Origin of the sequence: Neolewinella xylanilytica (assembly GCF_002934605.1) — a bacterium.
GTDB classification, from domain to species: Bacteria; Bacteroidota; Bacteroidia; order Chitinophagales; family Saprospiraceae; genus Neolewinella; species Neolewinella xylanilytica.
Genome location: NZ_PTJC01000006.1, coordinates 1408244 through 1433408, shown reverse-complemented (window position 1 = coordinate 1433408; position 25165 = coordinate 1408244). Strand labels below are relative to the sequence as shown.

The window sequence follows — 25165 nt, the reverse complement described above, 5'->3', positions numbered from 1 at the left end:
TAGCCGTATGTCCAGATTAAGCGTTTTCGATATTTATAAGATCGGGGTCGGTCCCTCCTCTTCCCATACGTTGGGGCCCTGGCGTGCCGCCCTGGATTTTATAAAGGATTTGCGCCGGGCGCAGGTGCAGAGCATTTCCGTACAACTCTTTGGCAGTCTGGCAAAGACCGGTATTGGCCACGGTACGGACGTAGCCGTCATCCTCGGCCTCCAGGGCTACGACCCGGTGACGATGCCCACGGCGGACATCCCAGTCATCGTCGCCACGGTGAAAACCGAACAACGGATCCGGATTAACGGCCAACCGGCCCCCTTTACCTACGACCGCGACATCGTCTTCCAGCCCACTACCCACCCCGGCCACCCGAACGCCCTGACGTTCACGGCCTTGCTTGACAACGGCGAACTGCTCGTGCAAACCTACTTCAGCCTGGGTGGCGGATTCATCGAGCGGGAAGGAGAATCGGTGGAAGAAGAGATCGATTACGGATTCGTCCACGACGTCTCCTCCGGGGAGAAGATGATCCGACTCTCCCAGGATTCCGGCAAGACGGTTACCCGTCTCCTCTACGAAAACGAACGCTGTATTCGTTCCAGCGAGGAAATCCACGCACGGGTGGAACGCTTGTTCCAGGTGATGATGAACTGCGTATATCGGGGCTGCCATACCGATGGCGTACTGCCCGGCGGTCTGGGTGTCAAACGCCGGGCGGCCTTGCTAAGCCGAAAATTGTTGAGTGGCAAAACGTACCCCGACCGGGCCAGCTGGCTAGCGGCAATCCGCAAGGCACCCAAGGACTTCTCCGCCGTTAACCAGTGGATCAGCTGCTTCGCCCTGGCCGTCAACGAGGAGAATGCCGCCCTGGGCCGGGTGGTCACCTCCCCTACGAACGGTGCTTCCGGGGTGATCCCCGCGGTGCTGCTCTACCACTACCTGTTCGGCAATTTTCGGGAAAACGACCTGCTGCGATTCTTTCTCTGCAGCGGTCAGATCGGGGCGCTCTTTAAGCAGGGAGCAACGATTTCCGCGGCAGTGGGTGGCTGCCAGGCGGAAGTGGGCGTCAGCTCGGCCATGGCCGCCGCCGGGCTCACGGAAGTGTTGGGCGGAAGTACCAAGCAGGTGCTCCAGGCCGCCGAGATCGCCATGGAGCATCACCTTGGGCTGACCTGCGACCCCATTGGCGGCCTCGTGCAGGTTCCTTGCATCGAACGCAACGCCATGGGGGCGATGAAGGCCATCACCGCCAGCAACCTGGCCCTAAGCGGCAACGCTACGGATGCCGTAGTCCACTTCGACGCCGTGGTCGCCACGATGTGGGAGACGGCCCAGAACATGCACTCCAAATACAAGGAAACATCCGAGGGCGGACTGGCCGTACACGTCAGCGTCGCGCGTCCGGAATGCTGATCAATTGTTGAAGGGCTAAATCGGTGAATTTTTGAATTACTGAATTGGCCCGCACTGCCGCCCGCACTACTGAAGGGGGACCTTAGCACCCAACAGTGTATTCTTTACCGCCCCCCTGCCGCGAAGTGAGCCGCCCAGTGCGGTAGCTTATTCCCTACCTCCGGAGTGCTCATCAATTATTGAAGGGCTGAATTTTTGAATTGCTGAATTGGCCCGCAGTGCCGCCCGCACTACTGAAGGGGGACCTTAGCACCCAGCAGTGTATTCTTTACCGCCCCCCTGCCGCGAAGTGAGCCGCCCAGTGCGGTAGCTTATTCCCTACCTCCGGAGTGCTCATCAATAATTGAAGGGCTGAATTGGTGAATTTTTGAATTACTGAATTGGCCCGCACTGCCGCCCGCCCTACTAAAGGGGAACCCTTGCACCCAACAGTGTATTCTTTACCGCCCCCCTGCCGCGAAGTGGGCCGCCCAGTGCGGTAGCTTATTCCCTACCTCCGGAGTGCTCATCAATTGCTGAATTGTTGAATTTTTGAATTACTGAATTGGCCCGCACTGCCGCCCGCACTACTAAAGCGTGACCTTTGCACCCAGCAGTGTATTCTTTACCGCCCCCCTGCCGCGAAGTGAGCCGCCCAGTGCCGGAGCTTATTCCCTACCTCCGGAGTGCTCATCAATAATTGAAGGGCTGAATTGTTGAATTTTTGAATTACTGAATTGGCCCGCACTGCCGCCCGCACTACTAAAGGGGGACCTTTGCACCCAGCAGGGTATTCTTTACCGCCGCCCTGCCGCGAAGTGGGCCACTCAGTTCCGGAGCCTATTCTCCAATAAACTAATTCACCACTACCCGGCCACGAGCGAAGCGAGCTACCCCATGCGGTAGCCCATTCACGAATTCAAAAATTCACCCACTCACCATTACCCCACGAGCGAAGCGAGTTGCCCAAGCGGTAGCCCATTCACGAATTCAAAAATTCACCCATTCACCATTACCCCACGAGCGAAGCGAGCTGCCCCAAGCGGTAGCCCATTCACGAATTCAAAAATTCACCCATTCACCATTACCCCACGAGCGAAGCGAGCTGCCCCAAGCGGTAGCCCATTCACGAATTCAAAAATTCACCCATTCACCATTACCCCACGAGCGAAGCGAGCTGCCCCAAGCGGTAGCCCATTCACGAATTCAAAAATTCACCCATTCACCATTACCCCCACGAGCGAAGCGAGCTGCCCCAAGCGGTAGCCCATTCACGAATTCAAAAATTCACCCACTCACCATTACCCCACGAGCGAAGCGAGCTACCCCATGCGGTAGTCCATTCACGAATTCAAAAAGTCACAAATTCACCATTACCCCACGAGCGAAGCGAGCTGCCCCATGCGGTAGCCTATTCACAAATTCAACAATTCAACCATTCACCCCCCTACCATTCCCCGGCAAAAGCACGGTTGAAAATCTTTTCGTTGATGTTGTCCAGGATCTCCTCGATGGCCTCTTCCTCTACGGAGGCCAGGGCAACGCTGCCGTCGAAGTTGTAGTAGTCGGAGAAATTGCTTTTCCAGGACTCAGCGGTGGGGTCGCGCAAATTGATGTACTCGATGGCTACAACGATGGTAAGGCGGTTAAGTCGGGCGTAGGCGGCGGTTTCGTCGGCGGCCGTGGCTCCCTCGGCACTAACCCGGAAATCGACCAGCGTACCGCGCATTTCAATGTCGGGCTGCTCATCGGTGATAAGTAGACGGGCCTCATCGCGCACTTTATCCCGAAGCGCTTCGGTGATATCGAGGGGCAGCGTGGGCGGGGCGGTTAGGGCGTTGTTCTTGAAGACGGGTACGTAGGCTCGCTCCACCCCTTCCGGGATGGAAATACCCCGAAAAGAGTAGCAAGCGGTGAGTATAAGGGACAGAGCGGCGAGCAGTAGGATACGCATGCGAAGGGAACGAAAAAATCCCCCCCAGCGTTGCTGCCGAAGGGGATTGGAATTTTTGGGATCACAATGTTTGTTCCGCCTTGCCTAAGCGGCACTGGCGAGGAGCTCGTCCATATCGCGTACCAGAATACGGCCACGATTGAAATAAATCAGGTTTTCTTTCCGCAGCTCGTTCAGCACTAAAGTAACGGTCTGCCGGCTGGTGCAGGTAATGTTGGCGATGTCCTGGTGGGTCAGGCTGTGCTTGAGCAGCATTTCATAGCCTACGCGGCGACCGCGCTCACTGACCACTTTATGGAGGAAGCCGACGATGCGGCTCCGGGCATCTTTGAAGATGAGGTCCTCGAGCTTATGTTCGGCGGCCATCATCCGGCGTCCGAAGAGGTTGAGGATCTGGTGGCTCAGGGCCGGATTACCGAACACGATGCGCTGAAAGTCCGACACGCGAATGGTGTAGTAGTGGACTTCTTCCTTCAGCGACTGGGCGGTTTCGGTGCGGGTGGTCTCCCCGACCAGGGAAAGCTCGCCGAAGATGGCTTCGGGGTGAATCAATTGCTTGATCACCTCCTTGCCTTCGTTGCTATGGGTGCTGATCTTGATCGGACCTTTAGCGAGGAGGAAAATGTGCTCGCTGGGTTCACCGGGTTGGTAGATGACGGAGTAGCGCGGCTTTTTCTTAAACTCCATGGTTTCGCTAAGACGCTTCTTCTCGTCGGCGGAAAGGCCGTCGAAAAGGTCGAACTGTTCCAGGAGGGCTATTTTGTTGACAGAATCCATGATATTGCTTTGAGGTTAGGGCAAAGACCATTTGGCCTCTGGCGACGCCCGCCGACATTTGTCTTCGTCCGTCTGGTAATAGGACACGGATTACGTCATCCCCCCCTAAGCAATAAGGATTTTATTCCGAAATATTATTTAGTCGGGCAATTTACCCTTATCCAGCCCCATTAGTCGTACCCGTTGTAGTGCCAGTACGCTAACCGCGTCGGTGATCCGGCCATCGAGGGTCATGTCGATTGCCTCGCTCAGCGGGAGGCGCCGCAATTTCAGTTGCTCGGTATCCTCGGGTTCGGCTTCCTGCTGGTGCAAGCCGCGGGCAACGTAGGCCACGCCCCATTCGTCGGAAACGGAATTACTTAGGTGGAATTCGATAATTTGCTGCCATTCTTCGGCTACCAGCCCCGTTTCTTCCTTCAGTTCCCGTTTGGCGGTGGCGAGGGTATCCTCCCCGGCGGGGCAGCCCCCCTCTGGTATCTCCCAACTATAGGCATCCAGCGCGTAGCGGTACTGGCCTACTAAGTAGGTATAGCCGGCTGCATCGATCGGCACGATACCGATGGCGTGGTTCTTATACCGGACCAGGCCGTAAATGCCGTCCCCTCCTGCGGGATTGACCACGTCGTGGTGTTCCACCCGGATCCAGGGGTTCTCGTAGGCGACCGAAGTCTGCTTGGTAATCCAGGGGTTGCGGGTTTCGTCCATACCCCAAAGGTAAACCGGCCTTTGTTTTTCCTACCTTTTAGCTCCCTTAGAATGCCGCCGGGGACGTTAACGACCTGGCAACCTTATATCCGCTCACACGCATCCTGGGTAAGCGCGTGCCGGACTGCACCGGTGTGGGCAGTGGTCATCGGTTCGAGCAGCATGACCCAGGCCTCCTCACCGGGGTTGGTCCGGGGCCGATGTTGTACGCCGCGGGGTACCACGTAGAGTTCCCCCGTCTGGAGGGTAATGGTCGGCCGGTCCTTAAAATCGATGAAGAGCGTACCCCGAAATACCAGGAACAGCTCGTCTTCCGCCGCGTGGTCGTGCCAGACGAATTCGCCGCTGACCTTGGCGAGTTTGACGGCCTGACCGTTTAGTTCTGCGATCAGTTTGGGAGTCCAGTGGTCGTCGAATCGGTTGAATTTCTCCAGTACGTTGATGGCTGCCATGGCTTGGGAAGGATTGAAGGTTCGCAAATTTACCGGATCCGGTACCGAAAGCCGACAAAAGCTCGAATTCCCTGATTGGAAGCGTACACGTAAGTAGGATCGAAAGTCAGCGCGTACGGATTTTCCGGCGTCGGAACGACCGCTCCATCGGGTTGAAAGTCAACGTCCCGGTCGAAGGGATCGAATGCGCGGGCAATAGCGTTCGCGGGCGGCGTAAAGTCGAGCAGGTTTTTTATGCCCCCGTATAGTTCCCAGGCCGAGAAGCTCCTCCGTACCTGGAGGTTTTGAATACTGAACCACGGTGACTTCGGCGATCTCGGATCCAATGATCCCAGCAGCGGAAGGTCCATCGGTCCGTACACATTACCCGTGTAGTCTACCTGCCATCCCTTAGCCACCGGAACGTTAAGGGACCAAACTCCACTTACGGATTCAGTGAGTAATTGCCGCTGACGCAACTGCTGCTCGACGGTGTACACATCCTGGAGGGTAAACCCGATCCGGGCAGTGATGCCGTTGGTCATTGACAGATCGGCATTAATGCTGCTTCCTTTTGATACGGCGTGGCCATTCAGATTGGCGTAAATTATCCGGTTGGGATCCGTATCGTAATCCGGAAGGATGCGATTGCCGAAGCGGGTATACCAGATGGTGGCATCAAGGGTGAGTATACCCGGATCCCAGTCGTACACCTTCCGCAGTAGGTTGACGTTGACGTTCCAAGAGGTTTCCGGTCGCAGTTCGCCAGCAAAAACCGTCTCCCTCGCGCCCGTGAGCGCGGCGTGATCTTCCGTGAAGACGTTGGCGACCCGGTACCCGTTGCCGATGCTTACGCGGAGCTGGGTGTCTTCCGCGTGGTTGCTCCACTTGTAATTCAGGCGGGGCGTTAGGATGTTGCCGTGCCGGCTGTCCCGGTCGTACCGTAATCCCAGCAACAGTTGATTACGGGGCGACAGCGTGAAATGATGCTGTACGAATGCGCCCGGTAGGGAGACGGAGGAGGGTTGATTCCCTGTTTCGCTTCCCGTAGCGAAGGTATTATCGTCGTATCCCGTGTATCGGTACGCGATGCCGGCTAACAGATCGTGGGCTCCGGTCCATTCGGGATGATAAGTCAGCTGCCCGAAGCCAACGAATTGTTGGGCCTGGTAAATAGTGGTACCGTAGGTCGAATTTTGCGAATGGCCGTTCAGACTGTAGCTCAGTCGGAACGCTGCGGGCAGGGGGAGATCGTAGGTTCCGAAGAGCTCCCAACGATTCGTGTAAATGCTTTCCCCGTAGACGTTGTCGCTTCCGCGAAATTGGCGATCGAAACCCACTTCCCCGCCCAGCCGGTCTTCGTACACATAGCGGGCAGCGAAGGTCATTATCCTGTCGTCCGGCCGGGAAACGGACCACTTGTTGAAAACGGAGATCCGGTTCTGGAGGGCGATGTCCGTGAACCCATCCCCGTTATCGTCCCGGGGCCGCTCGTAGTTGAAGTAGTTTATCCCCAGCATCGAGGTAATGGATGGTCCGATGGCGGTGCGGTATCCCATGTCCGTATTGACCTCACCCCAGGACGTACCCATTACATCGACGGAAAAGCGGTCGGTATCGGCGGGAAGTTTGGTGATCACGTTGATCAATCCGCCCACCGCTTCCGAGCCGTAGAGTGTGGAAGCGGGTCCCTTCACCACCTCGACGCGCTCGATCAGGCTTTGCGGGATTCCCGTAAGACCGTACACGGTAGATAGTCCGCTGACGATCGGCATTCCGTCGATGAGCACCATGGTGTAGGGCCCCTCCAGGCCGTTCAGGTGGATATCGCCGGTGTTGCACACGTTGCAATTCAACTGGGGACGAACGCCATTGATATTCTGGAGGGATTCAAATACACTGGGGCTCGGGTTCGCGCGGAAGAATTCCGCACTATAAACTTCCACGGCGACCGGGCTCTGGCTCCGGGAAACCGTACGTAGGCTGCCGCTGACAACGACTTCGTCCAGCAGCGCGGCGGTCTTTTCCAGAACGACGTAGAGCGGTTTCGGAGACCCGGTCACCCGTTCGGTGTGTGGGTGGAACCCGATACGGGTAAAATGGATGGATAGCGAATCCGCCGCTTCCTGTACCCGAACGGTAAACGCGCCGGTTTCGTCGGAGTACGTGCCAACGGCCGTCCCTATTACGGAGATCGTTACCCCCGCCACTCCCCCTCCATCAATACCGACGACCCTTCCGGCAACCACCCGATCGTGGGGCATCGGGGTCGCCGACTGCGCTCCGGCCAGGTAACTGAGCAGGATTACGGCCAGGATACAACCGAGCCGGTCGAGGGAATTTATTCGCTTTCCCTTTTGGTAATCGTTTCCTCCTGCGCTCCGCCGCCATCCTTCTGTCTTTCGCCGCATATTAGCTTACTGTAATTACGAAGTTAGCATTATCTAACTCTGTAAACAAATCTTTCTGCTTACTTTTCGGCCATGGCAACACCCACAGTTGAAAACTACCTCAAGGCAATGCTCGCCCTTACCCGGGAGTCGGGTGCCGTGACGATATCGGACTTGAGTACGGAATTGGGGGTAAGCAAACCCACGGCAAACAACATGATTCGCAGGCTGAGTGAAAGGGGGCTGATTCACTACCAGAAATACCAGCCCCTTCGGCTTACCGAGCAGGGGCGTCGTCAGGCGGCCCTGGTGGTGCGCAAACACCGGCTGACCGAAATGTACCTGGTAAAGAAAATGGGCTTTGGTTGGGAGGAAGTACACCCCATAGCGGAACAGATCGAGCACATCGACAGTCCCGCCTTCTTCGAGAAAATGGATCAGTTATTAGGTTCCCCGAATTACGATCCCCACGGTTCGCCTATCCCCGACCGGGAAGGCAACTTGCGCGGTACCGACCGCGAGCGGCTGGGGGAATGTCAAGCCGGGGCGGTGGTCGTACTGGCCGGACTGAACGACTCATCGGCCGATTTCCTCCGGTATCTCGACGAAAAGGGGTTGCGCTTGGGAACACTAATGAAAATCGAGGCGATAGACGCCTACGACAAAAGCGTGCGATTAAGTTATGGCGGGAAGGAAACGACCCTACCGGAAACGACGGTACAACAACTCCTCGTGGTTAAGCCATCTCATGATCCTTCTTCCGGTTCCGCCACCAAATGAAGGCAACCGTACCTACCAGCACGTAGGGCATACCGAGGAGGTAAAGAATACCCTGGTTGAGCCCCTGCCCTTCCGTTCCTCCGTTGGCCAGGTTGCTTTCCGCAGTGGCGCGACACATCGGGCACTGGGCCATCAACTCGGGAGCGCCGAAAAGGAATAGCAGGAAAAGCAGCGAAAGGGGCAGCAAGTTTTTCATGACGGGTGGATTAAGGGTAGTAGGGTCGAAGCATCAGGTAAACGATCGGGCCGGTGAGTGCAACGTAGAACCACAATGGCCAAACATAACGAGCCATCTTGCGGTGCTGAGACCATTTTCCGGTAATGGCCCTTACCACAGTTAACAAAATAAAGGGCAAAAGGATGCCGGCGAGGGTGATGTGGGAAATGAGAATCACCAGGTACCAGGGCCGAATGCCCGCTACGGCGGCCCGCTCCGCATCGCTCAGCAGACCATCTAAATTGGTATCCCCGAACTTTACCTCGTCGGTAGTAAAGTGGTAGGCAACGTAGCAAAGTAGGAACACTACCGATAATCCCAGGGCGGTAATATTCGCATTCCGGTGGCTCACAAACCGGCCACGCTTGACGAAGTAAAGGGAAAAGACGAGGGCTACGGCCGTGAAGGCATTTAGCGTAGCGTTGACCGCGGGGAGGAAGCTGACGTCCCAGTCGATGGGTATTTTGACGGTACGCATCACGAATACCAACACGAGCACGGCGGCGGAAAAGACGTAAGTGAGGATCTTTAGTAAGCCCGCTTTCTCGGGATAGATTTCCAGTTCGGGATGCGGTCGGGCGTGCATGCTACAGTTCTTTGCCCCGGTCGAGGATGATCTCCTGCTTTTCGGGGAGGGGAATGATCAGGGAAATGAGTTGGACCAATCCGATCGTCTGATCGCGGCGGGCCAGATCGTAGTGTTTCACGATGGTCAGCGAGCTATCTACGAGGGCCACGACCGGCTGGATGCCAGGGGAATCGTAGGTACCGAGCGGTAGCTTAAATTGCTCCGCACTGCGGGCAAAGGTGCGTTCGTCGGCACGCAGGAAGCTAATCATGTCGTTTTCCGGAAGGTTATAGCGCGTGGCAAAGCTGTCCGCTACCTGTTCCGGATTCTCTCCCAGTATCAGGGTGGTAAAGTATAAGTTCGGACTTTCCTCGAACTGCTGGAACAGGCTGTCCAGTGTTTCCCCGTAGATGCGAGTGCCTGCTTCTTTGGTGGGATCGAGCCATCCGACCACCGTCATAGCTCCCCGTAAGGTTTCGGGCAACTCCCCGCGTACGGCGGGAAATTGGTACAGATCCGGCATGTTGCCAAAATCCTCCCGTTCGGCGAGAGCCGATCGTCGGTAATCGGCTCCCTGCTTGAGATAGTAAAAGGAAACGGCGGGAAAGCCAACCAGCAGCAGCACTACTACTAGCGAACTGAATATCTGCTTCTTATTGGCCATGGGCGAGAGTGCGCTTTAAAAGGGAAACGCCTGCTTGGGCAAAGGGCTGAAGCTTTCAGTCAATTTGACGGTAAGGTGAAAGAGGCATGCGGGGATGGATGGGTAGTAACCCAGCCTGTAGCTAAGCGGGAAGTGCGAGTAGAAGGTCGTCTTCCCGGGGAGAAATGGCGCCGACATCATCACCGGTAGGCACCTCAAGCTGATCCTTGTAGATTACCTTTTCCCGGCTTTTACGCCAGGCATCGCCTTCGTTGAAAAACGCGATCAATGCCCAAATGAGCAACATAGTAGGTAGCAGTACGGTCATCGCCAGTCCTTTCACCTCGTACCCCATGTGCATGAATTCGTAAATGATGAAGTACGCCTTGTATACCGACAGGCCGATAATCAGCAAGGATGCGACGTAAATCAGAATACGGATGTCTTCTGCCCACTCCGCGGCCTTGAGGAGGGAGAGAGCAACCTCTACGAGGGTGACGAGCGCAAGAAGGGCTAATCCCTTCCATACTCCACGAACCGATTCTTCGTAGCTGAGATGTTGTGCCATAACGTAAATGCTTTATTCCACGGTAGTGGAGAATAATTCGATTATCGGGTGCCGGATCAGAGGAGGTAGAATACCAGGAATACGAATACCCAAACAAGGTCCACGAAGTGCCAGTACAGACCAATCTTTTCGACCATCTCGTAACCGTTCTGACGAGCTACGTATACCCCGCCGCCCGCATTGATCATGATGATGAGTAGGAAGATGACCCCGGTAGCTACGTGAAAACCGTGGAAACCAGTGATACCGAAGAACAGGGCACCAAAGGCAACGGGACCGAACTCCTGGGTAAACTGAACGGGATTGCCGGCTTCGTTCGTCAGCAGATTACCTTCTTCGTCGGCGACGACGTATTTGCGGTGTATGAATGGCTTTGCTCCGGCTACCCCAGAACCGTCCGGACGCTGACCGTCAACGACGTATCCGGGATAATCACCCGGCGTAGTGGCGTAAGCGAAATGCTCGCCTTCTTCGCCATGGTCTCCGGCTGCTTCTTCGCCGTGTTCCGCACCCGCCAAGTGAAGGAGGTAGGTTTCTCCCTCCAGTACCCGCTCATCGGTGACCTCGCCGGTTTCCGGATCGAGGTAGAAACCGTTTTCCGTGTAGGTTCCGAAAGGATTCGTAGTAACGGTCATGTTCTCCGTTGCGATCAAATTCGTCCATTCCCAGGCCTGACAGCCGAGGAAGCCTAGCCCGCCGATTACGGTCAGTAACATCCAGAATACGACCCCCCGTTTGTTTTCCCGGGCGCCCTCCTGTACCGCACGCACCATGGTGCCCGAACTCACGATGAGGAGGAACGACATGAAGGTCACGAAGATCAAGGGAGCTTCCCCGTTTGGAAATAGCTCGTTGATACCGAAGGGAACGGTGGCAAACACCTTATCGGGAACGGGCCAGCTCGGGCTGCTAAAGCGGAGCGCGCCGTAAGAGATCAGGAATCCGGCGAAGGTGAAGGCATCGGAAAGGAGGAAGTACCACATCATCAGCTTCCCGTAGGAAGTACGGAAGGGCTTCCGGTCACCACCGGACCAATCACTATTTAACTCGGGCTTTTCGTCCTCGGCGATAATGATGTCCGTATCTCTTTCTTCGGTCATGTCGGTAAGGTTCTAGTTAATTGCTAACGAGCTAGCGTTGGAGGCTAAGGAATATAATGAGGTAAATCCAGAGAATATCTACAAAATGCCAGTAGATCATCGTTAGCTCCAGCCGTAATTGGCGGGCGGGGGTTTTACGAATGCGGCGAATGTACGCTACCAGAACGGTGACAAACAAGGCTGCCAGGCCACCAACTACGTGCAGGGCATGCAGCCAGCTGATCGCGTATATAAAGTCTCCGGAAGGATTTATCTTCAGCGGTACGCCCTGGGCGGCCAAATCTTGCCATCCCATAAACTGTAGCACAACGAAGGCTATGCCGAGCAGGAAGCTTACCAGTAGTAGACCCTTGTACACACCCATGGCCTCCCGTTTGAAGGCCCCGTATGCGGCGTGCAAAGTTAGGCTACTAACGACGATGACCAAAGTGTTGACGTAGAAAATGGTCGGGATAGAAAATTCCAGCCAGTTTCCCGAAGCACGGCGTACGATATAGGCACTCGTAAGCGCGACGAACATCATGACCAGGCTACCCAGTCCGATGTACATCAGCATTTTTAACGGATGCAGCCGACTACGCCGGGACAAGGCTTCCATTCGGGGATCCAGGGTTGTTTCAATTGCACTCATTACAGTAACATTTTACCGGCCCAGAAAATCGTAAATGCCAGGGGTAGGTAAGCGAATGAGAAAAACATCATTCGAAGGGCCGTGGTCCGTTGCGGACGACGATAAAAAGAAAGGGCAAAACGGAGAAAAATTACGCTCAGTACGATCACCAGTGCGGCTGCCCACCAGGTCGTTATACCAAGGAAATAAGGTAAAACGGCAAGCGGAATCAGGGCTATCGTAGCCAGGATAGCGTCCCGGCCCAAGGTTTTAGCATCCACCCCACCCTGCTCCAATTCGGGAACGAGTTTAAAGCCGGCACGGCGGTAATCATCCGCTCCCAGATAACCGATCGCGTAAAAGTGGGGTAATTGCCAAAAGAATTGGATAGTAAACAGCGTCACCCCCAGTCCCGTAATGGCGCCTTCCGCCGCCGCCGAGCCGATGAGGGCGGGCAGCGCACCGGGAATAGCGCCGATCAGTACGGCTACGGGTCCCACCCGCTTAAGCGGTGTGTACACGAAAGCATAGCTCATAAGGGAGAGCATGCCCAGAATAGCGGTCCACGGATTGAAGAGCGCCAGCAAGGCGATACCTCCCATGCTGGAGAAACCGGCCATTAGCAGCGCGTCGCTCGTAGACATACGTCCCTCCGCTAGCGGCCGTTGACGGGTACGTGCCATCTCTCGATCGAAGTCTTTCTCCAGTACTTCGTTAAGAATGTTGGCCGCGGCAGTCGTCAGGAAGCCACCGGCCGTGAGCACGGCAATGGCCCACCAACTTACGCCACCGGCGCCGAGCGCGACGAGGTAGGCCAGCACCGAGGACAGTACGACCGTAGCGGATAATCGAAACTTGACCAGGGCGGACAGATCATTCAGCGTACGGCTGAAATCCGAGGTAACGGCCTGACTTGTGGTTGAGCTTTTCATATGTAGATGACAACGACGCATTCCGTGTCCGAAAAGTAAATTTCGTGCACTCGGCGTGTAGTCAGTCGCCCCCCGTCGGAAGCGTGGGTGAATTAATGCGCTGCGCTTTCTTCCTCCAGCGGTGGCTGGAGTTGAGAAAGGTGGTCGATACCGTCCTTGCTGTAGTCATACGCCCAACGCTGTACTGTTGGGAGTTTACCGGGCCAGTTGCCGTGTCCGGGAAGAATCGGCGTGGTCCATTCAAGAGTATTGGCCTGGTATGGGTTGCGCTCGGTCACTTTCTTGCCCTTCCAGATGCTGTAGAAGTAGTTGATCACGAACAGCATTTGAAATCCGAACGTGAGGATCGCAGCGATAGTAATGAACTTGTTCATACCATCGAAGTGACCGAAGGCCTGGAAGTTGTCGAAACTGTAGTACCGACGGGGAACACCCGCCATACCGAGGTAGTGCATCGGCCAGAAAACACAGTACGCACCGATCATGGTACCCCAGAAGTGCAGATTACCAAGCGTCTTGTTCATGAAGCGACCGTACATCTTGGGAAACCAGTGGTAGATACCGGCGAACATTCCGAAGAAGGCTGCTACCCCCATCACGATGTGGAAGTGGGCAACTACGAAGTAGGTATCGTGCAGCTGAATATCGAGGGCGGAGTTACCTAACCAGATACCGGTCAATCCACCCGAGATGAACATGGATACGAAGCCGATAGCAAAGAGGCTGGCCGGATTAAACCGGATATTGCCCCCGTAAAGCGTCGCGATCCAGTTGAAAACCTTAACCGCCGAGGGTACGGCGATGATCAGGGTGAAGATTACGAAGAAGTTAGCGATGAAGGGGTTGACACCGGACATAAACATGTGGTGTGCCCATACGATAAAGGCCAGGAAGGCAATGGCCAGGATGGAGAACACCATGGCCTGATAACCGAAGATCGGCTTGCGGCTATTGACCGAAAGTACTTCGGACACGATACCGAAGGCGGGCAGGATGATGATGTACACCTCTGGGTGCCCCAGGAACCAGAACAAATGCTGGTAGAGGATCGGACTACCGCCCACGTGGTCGAGGGCAGCGCCGCCGATGTAGATGTCGCTCAAGTAAAAGCTTGTGCCCACGCCGCGATCCAGCATCAGTAGGAAAAAGGCGGAGGTGAGTACGGGGAAGGAGAGCAGACCCAGAATCGCCGTAACGAAGAAGGCCCAGATCGGAAGCGGCAGGCGCCACATGCTCATACCCTTGGTACGTAGGTTCAGTACGGTGGTGATGTAGTTGATACCACCCAGCAGCAGCGATACAACGAGCAATACCAGCGAGATCGTCCAAAGCGTCATGCCCGCACCGGAGCCGTCCATTGCCTGCGGAAGCGCGGAAAGCGGCGGATACGCTACCCAACCTCCCGCAAAGGGGCCGGTAGATAAGAACAAGGAAGCGAACATGATCGTACCGGATACGAAGAAGAACCAGTAGCTAAGCATGTTCAACAACGGGGAAGCCATATCGCGTGCACCGATCATCAAGGGGATGAGCAGGTTGCTGAAGGTGCCGGATAGGCCGGCCGTAAGGACGAAGAAGACCAGGATGGTACCGTGCATGGTTACCAAAGCATAGTAAAAGTCAGGCTGCAGCGTACCGATCCCGTCACTGTTCACGGTGATCCATTTTCCTAGTACCGGCTTGATCCACGCCAGACTCTCCTCGGGAAAACCGAGCTGCATCCGGAAAACGAGGGACATCAAAGCACCAATAACCGCCCACACCATTCCCGTAATCAGGAACTGTTTGGCGATCATTTTATGGTCCATGCTGAAAACGTAATGGCTGACGAAGTTGGACCGGTACTTATCACCATGGTGGTGATCGTGAAAGTGATCGTCGTAACCAAATTCCTCAATCAGCGCGTCGTCGCGCTTTAGTGGGGCCGTCGTAAGAACTGCTGTAGCCATGGAATTTAGATTGTAGGTATTTCTTTTAGGATAGCTTACTTCGAGGAAAGATTAGCCGTTTGGGGCTCGGAGACTTCTCCCTCTGTAATATAAATTTCGATGCTGGGGTTGCGATTCTCACCGCCTTCGGTGAGGTTTGTCGCGGTGGAAGTAGTTCCACTGGATCCACGGCTACCAAGCCGTTCGGCATCGATACCATTATCAATTAAGTACTGGCGAACCGCTTGGGCACGTACACCACTCAGGTCTTCGGTAACGTCTTCGTCACCCGCATTGTCCGAGCGTCCCATGATCATCGCCGAGTAGCCCTGGTTTTCTTCGAGGAAGGAAATCATGTTATCCAATTGGGCAAAGCTCTCCTCGGACAATTCTCCCGCTTCCTGAAAACGTACGTACTGTAGTGGAACAACGTTGTCTTCGAGACTCGGGGTGGCAATCGACTGGCTGAGTAATTGGGTAAATGCGTCCCGCTGCTCTTTCATTTCCGCCATATAGAGCGGATCGTCATCGGTGCCCTTCACGTTACCTTCGTAGTAGCTGGTCTGCTGGGAATACCACTGATCGAAGTCTTCCTGCTCCATGATCGTTACGGTACGCTTCATGGAATAGTGACCGATACCGCAGAGTTCGGCACAGGCAAGCTCGAAGTCCTGGGTTTGCCATAAGGGAAGTCCTTCATCCGAAGCCGGGTCGATTTCCTGGTATTCGGCATACTCCGACAGCCCCCGACGCCACTCCTTGGTCGTTTTACGGGGGGTGAAGACGAAATAGGTCGGTAGCCCGGGTACGGCGTCCATTTTAACGCGGAACTGAGGCAGGTAGAAATCGTGCAGTACGTCACGGGCCGTGATACGTACCCGAACTTTCTGGTCTACCGGAAGCGTAACATCGTTCACTACGATGTCATCGTGATTCTTCGGGTCGGTCCAGTCCTGGCCCAGCGGGTTTGCTCCGCTGATCAGCCGGAAATCTTTGCGACCTAATAAACCATCCGGACCGGGGTAACGCATGGTCCAGGCAAACTGAAACCCAGTGGCTTCGATCTCCATGTAGTTGTCATCATCCCCGACGTCACTCATGATGGTGTTCCAGGCATCCAGACCACCGACCACCAAGAAGGTCATCACAATGGCGGGGATGCCGGTCCATACCAGTTCGATGGTATTGTTGTGGCTGATGTACTGTGCCTGGTGGCCCTTACGGGTCCGATACTTGTAAGCGTAGTAGAACAGAAAAATATGGGTCAGGATGTAAGCCACGTAAGTGACGGCAAGCGTCCACTTCATCATGCTGTCGATTTCCGCACCGTGAACGGAGGCGGATTCGTGCGGGCCAAAACCCAAGATGTAGTTCTTAAAGTAATAAGCGGATGCGGTGGTGATGATCAGCAACAGGGCCATGAATACCATCAAACCCCGGGCCTGATTGGCGACATTGGTAGCCTCCACCTCCTCGCTTCCCCGCAGCTGTTTGGCCAAGTCGCGGACCCGAGCGATCTGAAAGATGATCAACAGGAGTAAGACGATACAGAATAAGACGATCAGCGTAGTCATTGCTTTAAATTAGCTTCGTTCGCACCGGCGAGGCATATATCGTGTTCGCCGGATGTAAAGTTAACGAGTGCGTAGGAGGATGGTTACCCTATTTATGCTTGTTTAGATTTTGTCTAAACAAAGCTCTTCCTAGGTGTGGTGGTGCAGGCTTTCCTCCAAGTATGGGTCGTGCTTCGGCTCCATTCTCGCGGTGCTGAGCTTGCTCAGCACGAAGAACAGGAAGCCCCCAAGAAAGCCGATGAAGGTGCCGATTTCCAGCAGACCGGGTAAGGTGTAGCCAGACTTGAACCCGAGGACGCTCAGCGCCTCACTGTGTCCGCCAGCGGCTTCTAGGTGACCAAGCATCTCATCGTCGCCGATATTTTCCTCCTGGATGAAGTGGTTGGGTTCGAAGACATCCGCATCCGTGCGGTCGGTAGCCGATGCGAGCTCGTCAATGCCTCCCATACGGGTATCGGGCGGTCCACCGCGGAATTCGTTAGCAACTGGTACGCCTTCTTCTTCCTCGGATGCGTCGAAGTGGATATTCTCGTTATCAATCGCATCCTCGTTGCGCCCCGCGGGATCCTGGAGGTTGTCTCCCTCGCTAACCACCTCACCCTGCGCAAGGGCAGCGGTTTCGTCTGCATCGTGGCCTTCGGCGTGTTGATCGTGGCCGAATTCGTCCTCCTCCGCGTGGGCGGCACCCATTTCAGCGTGCTCCTCCCCTTCCGCGTGACCGCCAGCGTGCTCGGTCATTTCGATAAGGCTAAGGCGGGCACCGGGCTTGATCATGGAGAAGAAGTCCAACCAGTGACCGAAGAAGACGAGCGCGGAGGCAAAAAACAGGGTTCCCATTTTACGCTTTGTATCGTTGCGCATGAGCACAAAGAAGGGCAAGAGGAAATTGAGCCCCAGGTTGGTCCAAAACAGTACCGGGTAGTTTTGCATCCGCTCGCGGAAGTAAATGGTTTCCTCTCCTACGTTCGCATACCAGATGAGCATGAACTGACTGAACCACACGTAGGTCCAGAAGATGGAGATCGCGAAGAGGTACTTACCCAGATCGTGAAAGTGTTCTTCATTCACCCCGGGAAAATACCCCCGTGACTTCAGGTAAATGAGCAGCATGATGGTCAGGGCCGTCATGGCTACGAACAGCGAGGCCGAGGCGTACCAGGCAAACATGGTCGAATACCAGTGGCTGTCGATCGACATGATCCACTGCCATATCATAGCGGCGGAAGTGAATCCGAAGATCGGCAGAAAGATCGCCGCGTATTTCTTATAGCGTTTGTAGTAGGTGAACTCGTTATCGCGATCGTCGAGATCTTCCGCGATGCTAATATTGCGCATCTTCCCAATCATAAAGTACCAAAACCCGACGAACCCGATGGTGCCGAAGGTGTACCAGTACTTATTGAGAAAGGAAGATTTGTGCTCCAGAATCGCGTCGGAAGCCACGGCAGCATCGTCATTCCAGTGGTACAGGTGATGGCCGTGGGTAAATAGTCCGACCATAATCACCCCCAACAAAAACAGGCCGGGAAGGAGGAAGGTGCCAAAACTCTCCCATACTCGCTTGAACTGCACGAACCACCCCGCATAAGCCGTGGTGAAGGCGGCCAACGCGAAACCGGCTATGGCTGCGATGCCGACAAAGAAAACGGAGTTGTGCAGGAAGTTGGTCCAGAAGCGCATGTGGTGCCCCTCACCTCCATCTGCGAAGAAGGTGATCAGGAGGCACAATAGACCAACCCCCATCATTGAGAGTGTGGTAATCTTGGCGCGGGAAGAAAAAACGAAAGTCTCCATGTACGGGATATTCGGGTGGGGACCGGCAGGCCGGCCCGGATGGTTGGGTTTCTTATTTCTTTTGCATTCCGGACTGGGAATCCCCTTCCTCGTCGGTAGCAGCTTCGCTGATCAGCGCCTCTCCGGTCTGGGTTTCGGTATCCGTAGCCTGTTGGGCCAGTGGATCGATTTCCCCGGCGGGCGTACCGAATCCCGCGTTGAGGGTATTCACTTGTTGGTTGTATTCCGTTTCGGTGTCCCGGGCTTGCAGGGCGCGAATGTAGTGAATGACCTGCCAACGCTCTTCGTAGTTCATCTTGTCGGCGTAGGCACCCATGACGTTGTATCCGTACATAATGGCATGATAGTACCGGCCGTTGCTAGCCTCCACAAACTCCGGCCGAAGAAAGCTGGCCGGAGCCGCGGGATACTTTGCCTGGGGATTCTTGTCGGTATCGTAAATGTAGCCGAGGCCATCACCGGCTTCCCCATGACAGATGGCACAGAAGATTTGGTAGAGGTTACCGCCCCGCACTAGCCCCTCCTCGGTAATCGGGAATGGGTTGGACGCAAAATCCGCAAGGGCAGCTTCGCGGCCCTCCGGGGTATCGTCGTAGTAGTATGGAACGTGACCGTTAGTCGGAATAGCGATGGCATTCGGATAATCGTTGTCTACGATCGAACCCCGCATGCTTTCCGCGTCGTCGAGGGTCCGGGGGGGCTGCATACCGGGGATGTACTGTCCGGCGTAGCCGCGGGGCACGGTACCATCTACGGTGTACTTCGGATAAGCCAGTTCTCCCAATTTGATGGTCGAACGGTCGTCCCAGGTATTGTAATAGTAGTAGTTGTACGTATTGGCCTCCATGGCAATGGAGTGGGCCATATCGGGCATGTATTCACTCCCGGTAAACTCGCCTTCGGCATCGGAGCATGCTGTCAGCAAGACCGCGAATAGGAGGGACATGATCAGATGTTGCAATTTCATGCGGTAGAATTGGGGGCAGTGCCAACTTAGGCAGCTACCGTTTTTTGGTGTACGGTTTCGACGCCGGTCCGGTCGAAGTAGTCCCGTAAACGGTCCACTTCGGATGTCCCTAGCTCCGTAACATCGAAGGCAATGCAGAATTTATCATCGGTGATGCGATCGTGCAGTCGACGCGGCTCGGCGCCCGGACCGAGTCCGTTGATGATGTAGAAAACGGTCACCATACCGACGGCCGAGAAGAGCACGGTCAATTCGAAGGTGATGGGAATAAAGGCCGGCACGGACCAGTACGGCTTACCACCGAAGATGATCGGCCAGTCGCGGGTGAACACCCAGGTCATGAAACCGAAACCTACGAGACAGCCGATGGTGCCGAAAATGAAGCCGGCAATGTGCAGCCTGCTTTCCTCCAGACCGAGCAGCGGGTCTAATCCGTGCACCGGAAAGGGAGTGTATACATCGTCGATGTCCAGGTGAGCGTCATTGGCTGCCCGAACCGCGTCCAGCAGCTTTACCTCATCGTCGTACAGCCCGAATAATATTTCCCGTTGACCGGCGCGCACGTATGACTCCTCCGGACTACCGCCGGTGACTTCTCCGCCTTCCCTTTCAATTCTTATTGTTGCCATGATATGGTCGCGTTAAGCGTGTTAGTCTAGAGGTTTGTCGTTCTCGCCGTCGATATCTACCGTACCACCGGCCGGAATGTCATTGACTTCGGGTTGCGTGGTTTTCCCGTGGGTGGTGGAGTGGTGCGCACCCGTAGCATGTGCGGTATGCCGGGTTCCTGCGTGGGCATGGGCCAGCGCGTTCGGACCGATGTACTGATCACCCGCGGTTTTGAGGATACTCTTGATCTCCGCGATCGCTACTACCGGAGCTACCCGGGTGAAAATCAGGAACAGCGTGAAGAACAGGCCCAGCGTTCCGATGAAGATGCAAATTTCGACCCAGGTCGGTACGTAGTAGCTCCAGCTGGAAGGGAGGTAATCCCTCGCCAGCGTGGTAGCAATGATCACGAAGCGCTCGAACCACATGCCGATGTTGATAAAGATTGACATGAAGAAGGTCCAGAACAGGCTCGTGCGCAACCGGCGACTCCAGAAGATCTGTGGAGATACCACGTTACAAAGCATCATACCGATGTAGCTCCAGTAGTAAGGACCAAGTACGCGGTTCAGGAAAGCAAACTGCTCGTAAATGTAACCGGAATACCAGGCGATGAAGAGCTCCGTGAGGTAAGCCACCCCGACGATGGATCCGGTCAGCAGGATTACCTTGTTCATCGATTCCACGTGCTCAATGGTGATGTAGTCTTCCAGGTGCAGCACTTTACGGGCAATGAGCATCAGTGTAAGCACCATCGCGAAGCCGGAGAAAATAGCTCCCGCCACGAAGTAAGGAGGGAAAATCGTCGTGTGCCAGCCCGGAATGACCGAAGTAGCGAAGTCAAACGATACGATCGTGTGTACCGAAAGTACCAGCGGCGTAGCCAGTCCGGCCAGGATCAGCGACAAGCTCTCCCACCGTTGCCAGTGTTTAGCGGAACCGTTCCAGCCGAAGCTGACGATGCTGTAAATCTTCTTGCGTAAACCGACCGCCCGGTCGCGTACGGTGGCGAGGTCAGGCACCAGACCGGCGTACCAGAATAGCAGGGACACCGTGAAGTAGGTTGAGATAGCGAACACGTCCCAGAGCAACGGACTATTGAAGTTCACCCACAGCGGGCCGCGCGTATTCGGATACGGAAAGATGAAGATGGCCAACCAAAGCCGTCCCATGTGAATAAGCGGGAACTGACCGGCGCACATAACCGCAAAAATGGTCATCGCTTCCGCGGCTCGGTTCACTCCCGTGCGCCACTTCTGACGGAAAAGGAGCAAGATGGCCGAAATCAAGGTACCCGCATGACCGATACCCACCCACCACACGAAGTTGGTGATGTCCCAGCCCCAGTTGACCGTCCGGTTCAGGTTCCAGGAGCCGATGCCGACCCAGATGGTCCAGGCAACGCTGAAGGCGAACAGCCCTAAACAGATCACCGAGATGATGAACGTAACGATCCAGGACAGCGAAGGCGCGGTTTCCGTCGGACGGCAGATGTCTTCCGTAATCTGGTGGTAAGTCTTGTGACCCGTGACCAGCGGCTGACGTACCGGAGCTATATGTCCACTCATAAAGATTTACGATTTTCGAATTGCGATAAACGGTGACGGGCGGTCCCTTCGGAGGTTAAAGCAAATCGGTTCAGTTGTTGTTGCGGGTTCTTGGTGTTAGGCTTCGGAGAGGCTTTCGATCGGATTGTGTACCCGGGCGGCGTAGAATACCGACGACTGGGTGTTGACTTCTTCGAGCGCCAGGTAGTTCAGCGGGTTGCGCAGTTTCCGTGGAATGTCACCGTTCTGATTATTCCGGTCACCGAAGGTGATCGCCCCGGTGGGACAGGCCGTCTGGCAAGCCGTGCGAACGTCCGAATCGCGGAGGGCCCGCTTTTCAATTTTCGCGGTGAGTTTGCCTGCCTGAAGTCGCTGGGCGCAGAAGCTACACTTCTCGATCACCCCACGGCTGCGAACGGTAACGTCAGGATTCAGCACCATGCGGGTAAGGTTGTCCGCGCCGAATGGCAGATCCTCATTGGCCAGTTCGGGCTCGTTGCTGCTGAACAGGTCGGCCGTGGTGTAATCCAGCCAGTTGAAACGCCGCACTTTGTACGGACAGTTGTTCGCGCAGTAACGCGTACCGATACAGCGGTTGTAGATCATTTGGTTGGCACCCTCGTCGCTGTGTTGGGTAGCGTTAACCGGGCAGACGTTTTCGCAGGGTGCGTTATCGCAGTGCTGACACATCATGGGTTGGTAAACCGCCCGGGGGTTCTCTACGTCACCGTAGAAATACCGGTCGATGCGCAGCCATTTCATTTCGTGGTGGCGGGAAACCTCGTACTTACCAACTACCGGAACGTTGTTCTCGGCTACACAGGCAACTTCACAGGCAGCACAACCGATACAGGCGTTGAGATCCACGTGCATCGCCCACCAGTGACCCTGGCTGTAGATGTCTTTTACGTATTCCTCGTAAGGGTAAAGGGTTTGCTCGTTGAGGTGCTGAGCTTCGGCACGTCGTTCGGCGATGTGCTCTTCCAGCTCACCGAGTTCCGAGAACTTACCCTGGAAGATGATCGAACGGTCGGTCAGTCCGCCCTGCATGCCCTTACCGATTTCCATGACGGTCGCTTCGTCCACGTTGTAGGGCTCGAGGTACTGCCGTTGGTCGGCATCCAGTTCTCCGGCGATGGTTTCCGTTTCTCCGGTGCGGTTGTTATAGTAGACTTTGCCTCCCTCGTTCGTCGTGGTCAGTCCCATCGTGTGATGGTACTGCACGCTGGCAAATTCCTCCTCGGTGTCGACTTTGTCGGAAATCAGTGCCTCGGTGGAGTAGTACTGCACGTAACCGTTATCGTCCAGTGGAAGCCAGGGGTAAACGTCGATTCCGACGTTCTGACCAATGGCCCGGCCGGGGGCGCCGGCGAGTTCCCGTCCATAGCCAAGCGCGAGGCCGAAGGTGCCTGGCATTTGGCCGAACTGACGAACGACCGTAATCTCTTTTGCTAAATCGCCGATGGCCAGTTCTACGATATCCGCCCGACCTTTGTACTCTTCGGTGTTAAGTCCTTTGTAAGCGGTGTAGCTGTTTCCGCCCGTCCACGTTACCGGGATGGTGAGGTAGTTGCCCCATACAGTTCGGGTCACGGGATCCGGACATTCCTGCAACCAGGGGTTATCCGCGTACACGCCGTTGCCTAGGTTGACGGTTTCAAAGAAGGTGATCTCGTTTTCTACTTCTACGGCTACGGTAACCCGGGCTACGGCATCCGATTCGTCGAAATCCTGAACGGAGCGTACGACGGCGTCGGCCGGTTTTACTTCATTCGTTGCCTCGCCTTCCTGCGGCTGAACGGGAGCACTGGCATTATAGCCGAGGTTGAAATCCGTCAGAGAGCCGGATGTTGGTCCGTTGAAAATACCATCGTGCAGCGCGCTGTCCCAGAAGGAACGGAAAGAGGAAAAGCGGTTTTGAGCGCTGAAGGCGGTCTCCTCCCAATTACGCATCACGTAATTCATATAGGGCTGCTCCGCGGTCGGGTCGTAGCGGTCGCTTTGCGCCCAGATGAGCAGGCTTTCGCCTTCCTGCCGCGTACCGAAACGGTTGACACTGGCAAAGATCGGTACGATCGCGGGCTGGATGAGGGAATAGACGCCCTGAACCGCCTCGGCATCACCCCAGCTTTCCAGGTAGTGATGGTTGGGAGTGATGTATTCGCAGAGTTGGCTGGTCTCCGTAGGAACTCCGGTCATACTAATGGTAAGTATGTTACGGAACCTTGCCCGGATCGGGTCTTCGACGAGGTTGGGGTCGATGCCGGGGTCGTTCTCGTCCACCACGTCGGCATCTTCGCTGCGGTCTCCCACTTCGTCCGCATCCAGCGGCGTGGAGGCATCATCATCGCCCCATTCCGGGTCGTTGCGCTGTAGGGCCGTACGGATTCGAGTTGCCCAGGGGTTATCGAAAGCGGGATTCGCTCCGTCGAGCACGATCACCGCGTCTATATCGCCGGATTCCAGCTCGGTAACGAAGCGGGCCATATCCTGGTCACTACCCTGCCGTTGGTAGCTCCACCGATCGGTTTCGATGGTGCTGCCGTAGCTGTTGAGCGCGCGGTTGATCGCGATCACCAGCTGCTGCTCGTAAAGGTTATTGCTGCCGGAAACTACCAGCGCCTCGCCACGGGCGGCGCGGAGCTCCGTTGCTACTGCCTGAATCTTGGCGGTAGTGGTCGCGTCGAGGTTAGCCGTTCCCCGACCGCCAACGATAGCGTTATACAGTGCCAGAATTGCCTGGCCCTGTTGGCTTGGCTTGACCAGAATGCGGTTGTCGGCATTCGAGCCCGTCAGGCTCATGTGGCTCTCCACCTGAATGTGGCGAGACATCCGTCCGGTAGTTGGCTTGCGCCCCATGGCGTACTGCCGACCGTATTCTACCGGCGAGATCCACGTACCGAGAAAGTCGCAGTTGAAGCCGACGATGACGTTAGCGTTGTCGAACCGGTAGTGAGGAATCGCCCGTACGCCGAACGCACTTTCGTAGGCGTCCAGTTGGGCGGCTGACGAAACCGGATCGTACTGTACGAGAACGGTGTTACCCGGCATACTCGCCTTGAAATCGCGGATCGCGGACTTCAGCGAAGGGCTTAGTATAGTGTGGGAAACGAGACGGATCTGCCGGGCGTCCTGAAGGCGATCCCGGATTTCGCCGTCCAAAATCTCCCAGCCTGCGTTATCAGCGTAATTGCGCGCCCGCTGGATTTGACCGTTCCGTACGCGGAATGGACCGTCGAATCGGCTCGTATCGTACATACTAAGTACGCTGGCCTGCGCGCGGGCACTGGTTCCCCCCTCCGTAATGGGGCTCATGCTGTTGCCTTCGATCTTGATCGGTCGACCTTCGCGGGTTTTGACGAGGACGGGGACGTAATCCCCCCCCTGAACGAATGTAGACGCGAAGTAGGTCGCGACACCCGGAACGATCGTGTCCGGCTTAGACACGTATGGAATGGCCTTACGTACCGGGATATCACACGAGGCGATGGTGGCCGCAGTCATGCCAAAGCCTAAATATTTTAGAAAGTCCCGCCGAGTAGCTTCCAGGCGCGGATTTTCGAACTGATCCTGTGCGACCTCACCGGAAGTAGCTTCCCGGTACTCGGGGCTGTTTTCCATTTGGTCGGTACCTATCCAGACGTTGTTGATTGGCTTCTTCATTCAACTATACTTTGGGGTGGG

The 25165-nt window shown here is 55.6% G+C and carries 21 protein-coding genes; 2 read left to right on the top strand and 19 right to left on the bottom strand.

The annotated features are described in order from the left end of the window. Nucleotides 1-7 precede the first annotated feature (7 nt). Nucleotides 8-1408 carry an L-serine ammonia-lyase gene (locus CLV84_RS15250; RefSeq protein WP_104420632.1) on the top strand — a complete coding sequence of 467 codons (1401 nt, stop codon included), beginning with the start codon at nt 8-10 and terminating at the stop codon, nt 1406-1408. Nucleotides 1409-2834: 1426 nt separating this feature from the next. On the opposite strand, the gene lptE is transcribed toward CLV84_RS15250, so the two are convergent. From lptE to CLV84_RS15225, 5 genes are all read right to left on the bottom strand, one after another. Then, nucleotides 2835-3341, bottom strand: a complete 507-nt coding sequence (gene lptE / locus CLV84_RS15245; protein WP_104420631.1) for an LPS assembly lipoprotein LptE — start codon at nt 3339-3341, stop codon at nt 2835-2837. A gap of 84 nt (nt 3342-3425) precedes the next feature. After that, on the bottom strand, nt 3426-4118 hold the full coding sequence (locus CLV84_RS15240) for a Crp/Fnr family transcriptional regulator (protein ID WP_104420630.1): 693 nt from the start codon (nt 4116-4118) through the stop codon (nt 3426-3428). Nucleotides 4119-4256: 138 nt separating this feature from the next. After that, on the bottom strand, nt 4257-4823 hold the full coding sequence (locus CLV84_RS15235) for an NUDIX domain-containing protein (RefSeq protein WP_104420629.1): 567 nt from the start codon (nt 4821-4823) through the stop codon (nt 4257-4259). An 83-nt stretch (nt 4824-4906) separates the two neighbouring features. Then, nucleotides 4907-5275, bottom strand: coding sequence for a cupin domain-containing protein (locus CLV84_RS15230; RefSeq protein WP_104420628.1), 369 nt, complete (start codon nt 5273-5275; stop codon nt 4907-4909). Between the two features lie 29 nt (nt 5276-5304). After that, entirely contained in the window at nt 5305-7665 is a 2361-nt protein-coding gene (locus tag CLV84_RS15225; protein ID WP_211295267.1) for a TonB-dependent receptor, read from the bottom strand. 72 nt (nt 7666-7737) lie between these two features. On the opposite strand from CLV84_RS15225, the gene CLV84_RS15220 reads away from it, so the two are divergent. Further along, entirely contained in the window at nt 7738-8424 is a 687-nt protein-coding gene (locus tag CLV84_RS15220) for a metal-dependent transcriptional regulator (protein WP_104420627.1), read from the top strand. Here the strand turns inward: CLV84_RS15220 and CLV84_RS15215 are convergent. The 14 genes from CLV84_RS15215 to CLV84_RS15150 all read right to left on the bottom strand — a co-directional run bounded on the left by CLV84_RS15215 (nt 8381) and on the right by CLV84_RS15150 (nt 25144). Continuing rightward, on the bottom strand, nt 8381-8620 hold the full coding sequence (locus CLV84_RS15215) for a hypothetical protein (RefSeq protein ID WP_104420626.1): 240 nt from the start codon (nt 8618-8620) through the stop codon (nt 8381-8383). The two genes, CLV84_RS15220 and CLV84_RS15215, sit on opposite strands and share 44 nt — an antisense overlap. A 10-nt stretch (nt 8621-8630) precedes the next feature. Further along, nucleotides 8631-9227 (bottom strand): DUF420 domain-containing protein, encoded by a 597-nt coding sequence (locus CLV84_RS15210; protein WP_104420625.1) that lies wholly within the window; start codon nt 9225-9227, stop codon nt 8631-8633. A 1-nt stretch (nt 9228) separates the two neighbouring features. Continuing rightward, the gene (locus CLV84_RS15205; protein WP_104420624.1) at nt 9229-9873 is read right to left on the bottom strand and encodes a hypothetical protein; all 645 of its coding nucleotides are present in this window, start codon (nt 9871-9873) and stop codon (nt 9229-9231) included. 121 nt (nt 9874-9994) lie between these two features. Beyond that, nucleotides 9995-10420 (bottom strand): cytochrome C oxidase subunit IV family protein, encoded by a 426-nt coding sequence (locus CLV84_RS15200; protein WP_104420623.1) that lies wholly within the window; start codon nt 10418-10420, stop codon nt 9995-9997. Between the two features lie 56 nt (nt 10421-10476). Beyond that, entirely contained in the window at nt 10477-11520 is a 1044-nt protein-coding gene (locus CLV84_RS15195; protein WP_104420622.1) for a cytochrome c oxidase subunit 3, read from the bottom strand. 31 nt (nt 11521-11551) lie between these two features. Continuing rightward, on the bottom strand, nt 11552-12151 hold the full coding sequence (locus CLV84_RS15190) for a cytochrome c oxidase subunit 3 (protein ID WP_245911526.1): 600 nt from the start codon (nt 12149-12151) through the stop codon (nt 11552-11554). Continuing rightward, entirely contained in the window at nt 12151-13062 is a 912-nt protein-coding gene (gene cyoE / locus CLV84_RS15185; protein WP_104420621.1) for a heme o synthase, read from the bottom strand. Before cyoE ends, CLV84_RS15190 begins: the two co-directional genes overlap by 1 nt. A gap of 92 nt (nt 13063-13154) precedes the next feature. Then, nucleotides 13155-15011: a cytochrome c oxidase subunit I gene (locus tag CLV84_RS15180; protein WP_104420620.1), complete on the bottom strand. Its 1857-nt coding sequence runs from the start codon at nt 15009-15011 to the stop codon at nt 13155-13157. A 35-nt stretch (nt 15012-15046) separates the two neighbouring features. Next, entirely contained in the window at nt 15047-16564 is a 1518-nt protein-coding gene (locus CLV84_RS15175) for an OmpA family protein (protein ID WP_104420619.1), read from the bottom strand. Between the two features lie 129 nt (nt 16565-16693). Then, nucleotides 16694-18358 carry a hypothetical protein gene (locus CLV84_RS15170; protein WP_211295266.1) on the bottom strand — a complete coding sequence of 555 codons (1665 nt, stop codon included), beginning with the start codon at nt 18356-18358 and terminating at the stop codon, nt 16694-16696. 52 nt (nt 18359-18410) lie between these two features. Beyond that, nucleotides 18411-19304, bottom strand: a complete 894-nt coding sequence (locus CLV84_RS15165; RefSeq protein WP_245911525.1) for a c-type cytochrome — start codon at nt 19302-19304, stop codon at nt 18411-18413. A 47-nt stretch (nt 19305-19351) separates the two neighbouring features. Then, on the bottom strand, nt 19352-19954 hold the full coding sequence (locus CLV84_RS15160) for a DUF3341 domain-containing protein (protein WP_245911524.1): 603 nt from the start codon (nt 19952-19954) through the stop codon (nt 19352-19354). Between the two features lie 21 nt (nt 19955-19975). Further along, on the bottom strand, nt 19976-21502 hold the full coding sequence (gene nrfD / locus CLV84_RS15155) for an NrfD/PsrC family molybdoenzyme membrane anchor subunit (RefSeq protein ID WP_104420616.1): 1527 nt from the start codon (nt 21500-21502) through the stop codon (nt 19976-19978). A 96-nt stretch (nt 21503-21598) separates the two neighbouring features. Continuing rightward, complete coding sequence (locus tag CLV84_RS15150; RefSeq protein ID WP_104420615.1) at nt 21599-25144, bottom strand: TAT-variant-translocated molybdopterin oxidoreductase; 3546 nt, start codon at nt 25142-25144, stop codon at nt 21599-21601. Between the last annotated feature and the right edge of the window lie 21 nt (nt 25145-25165).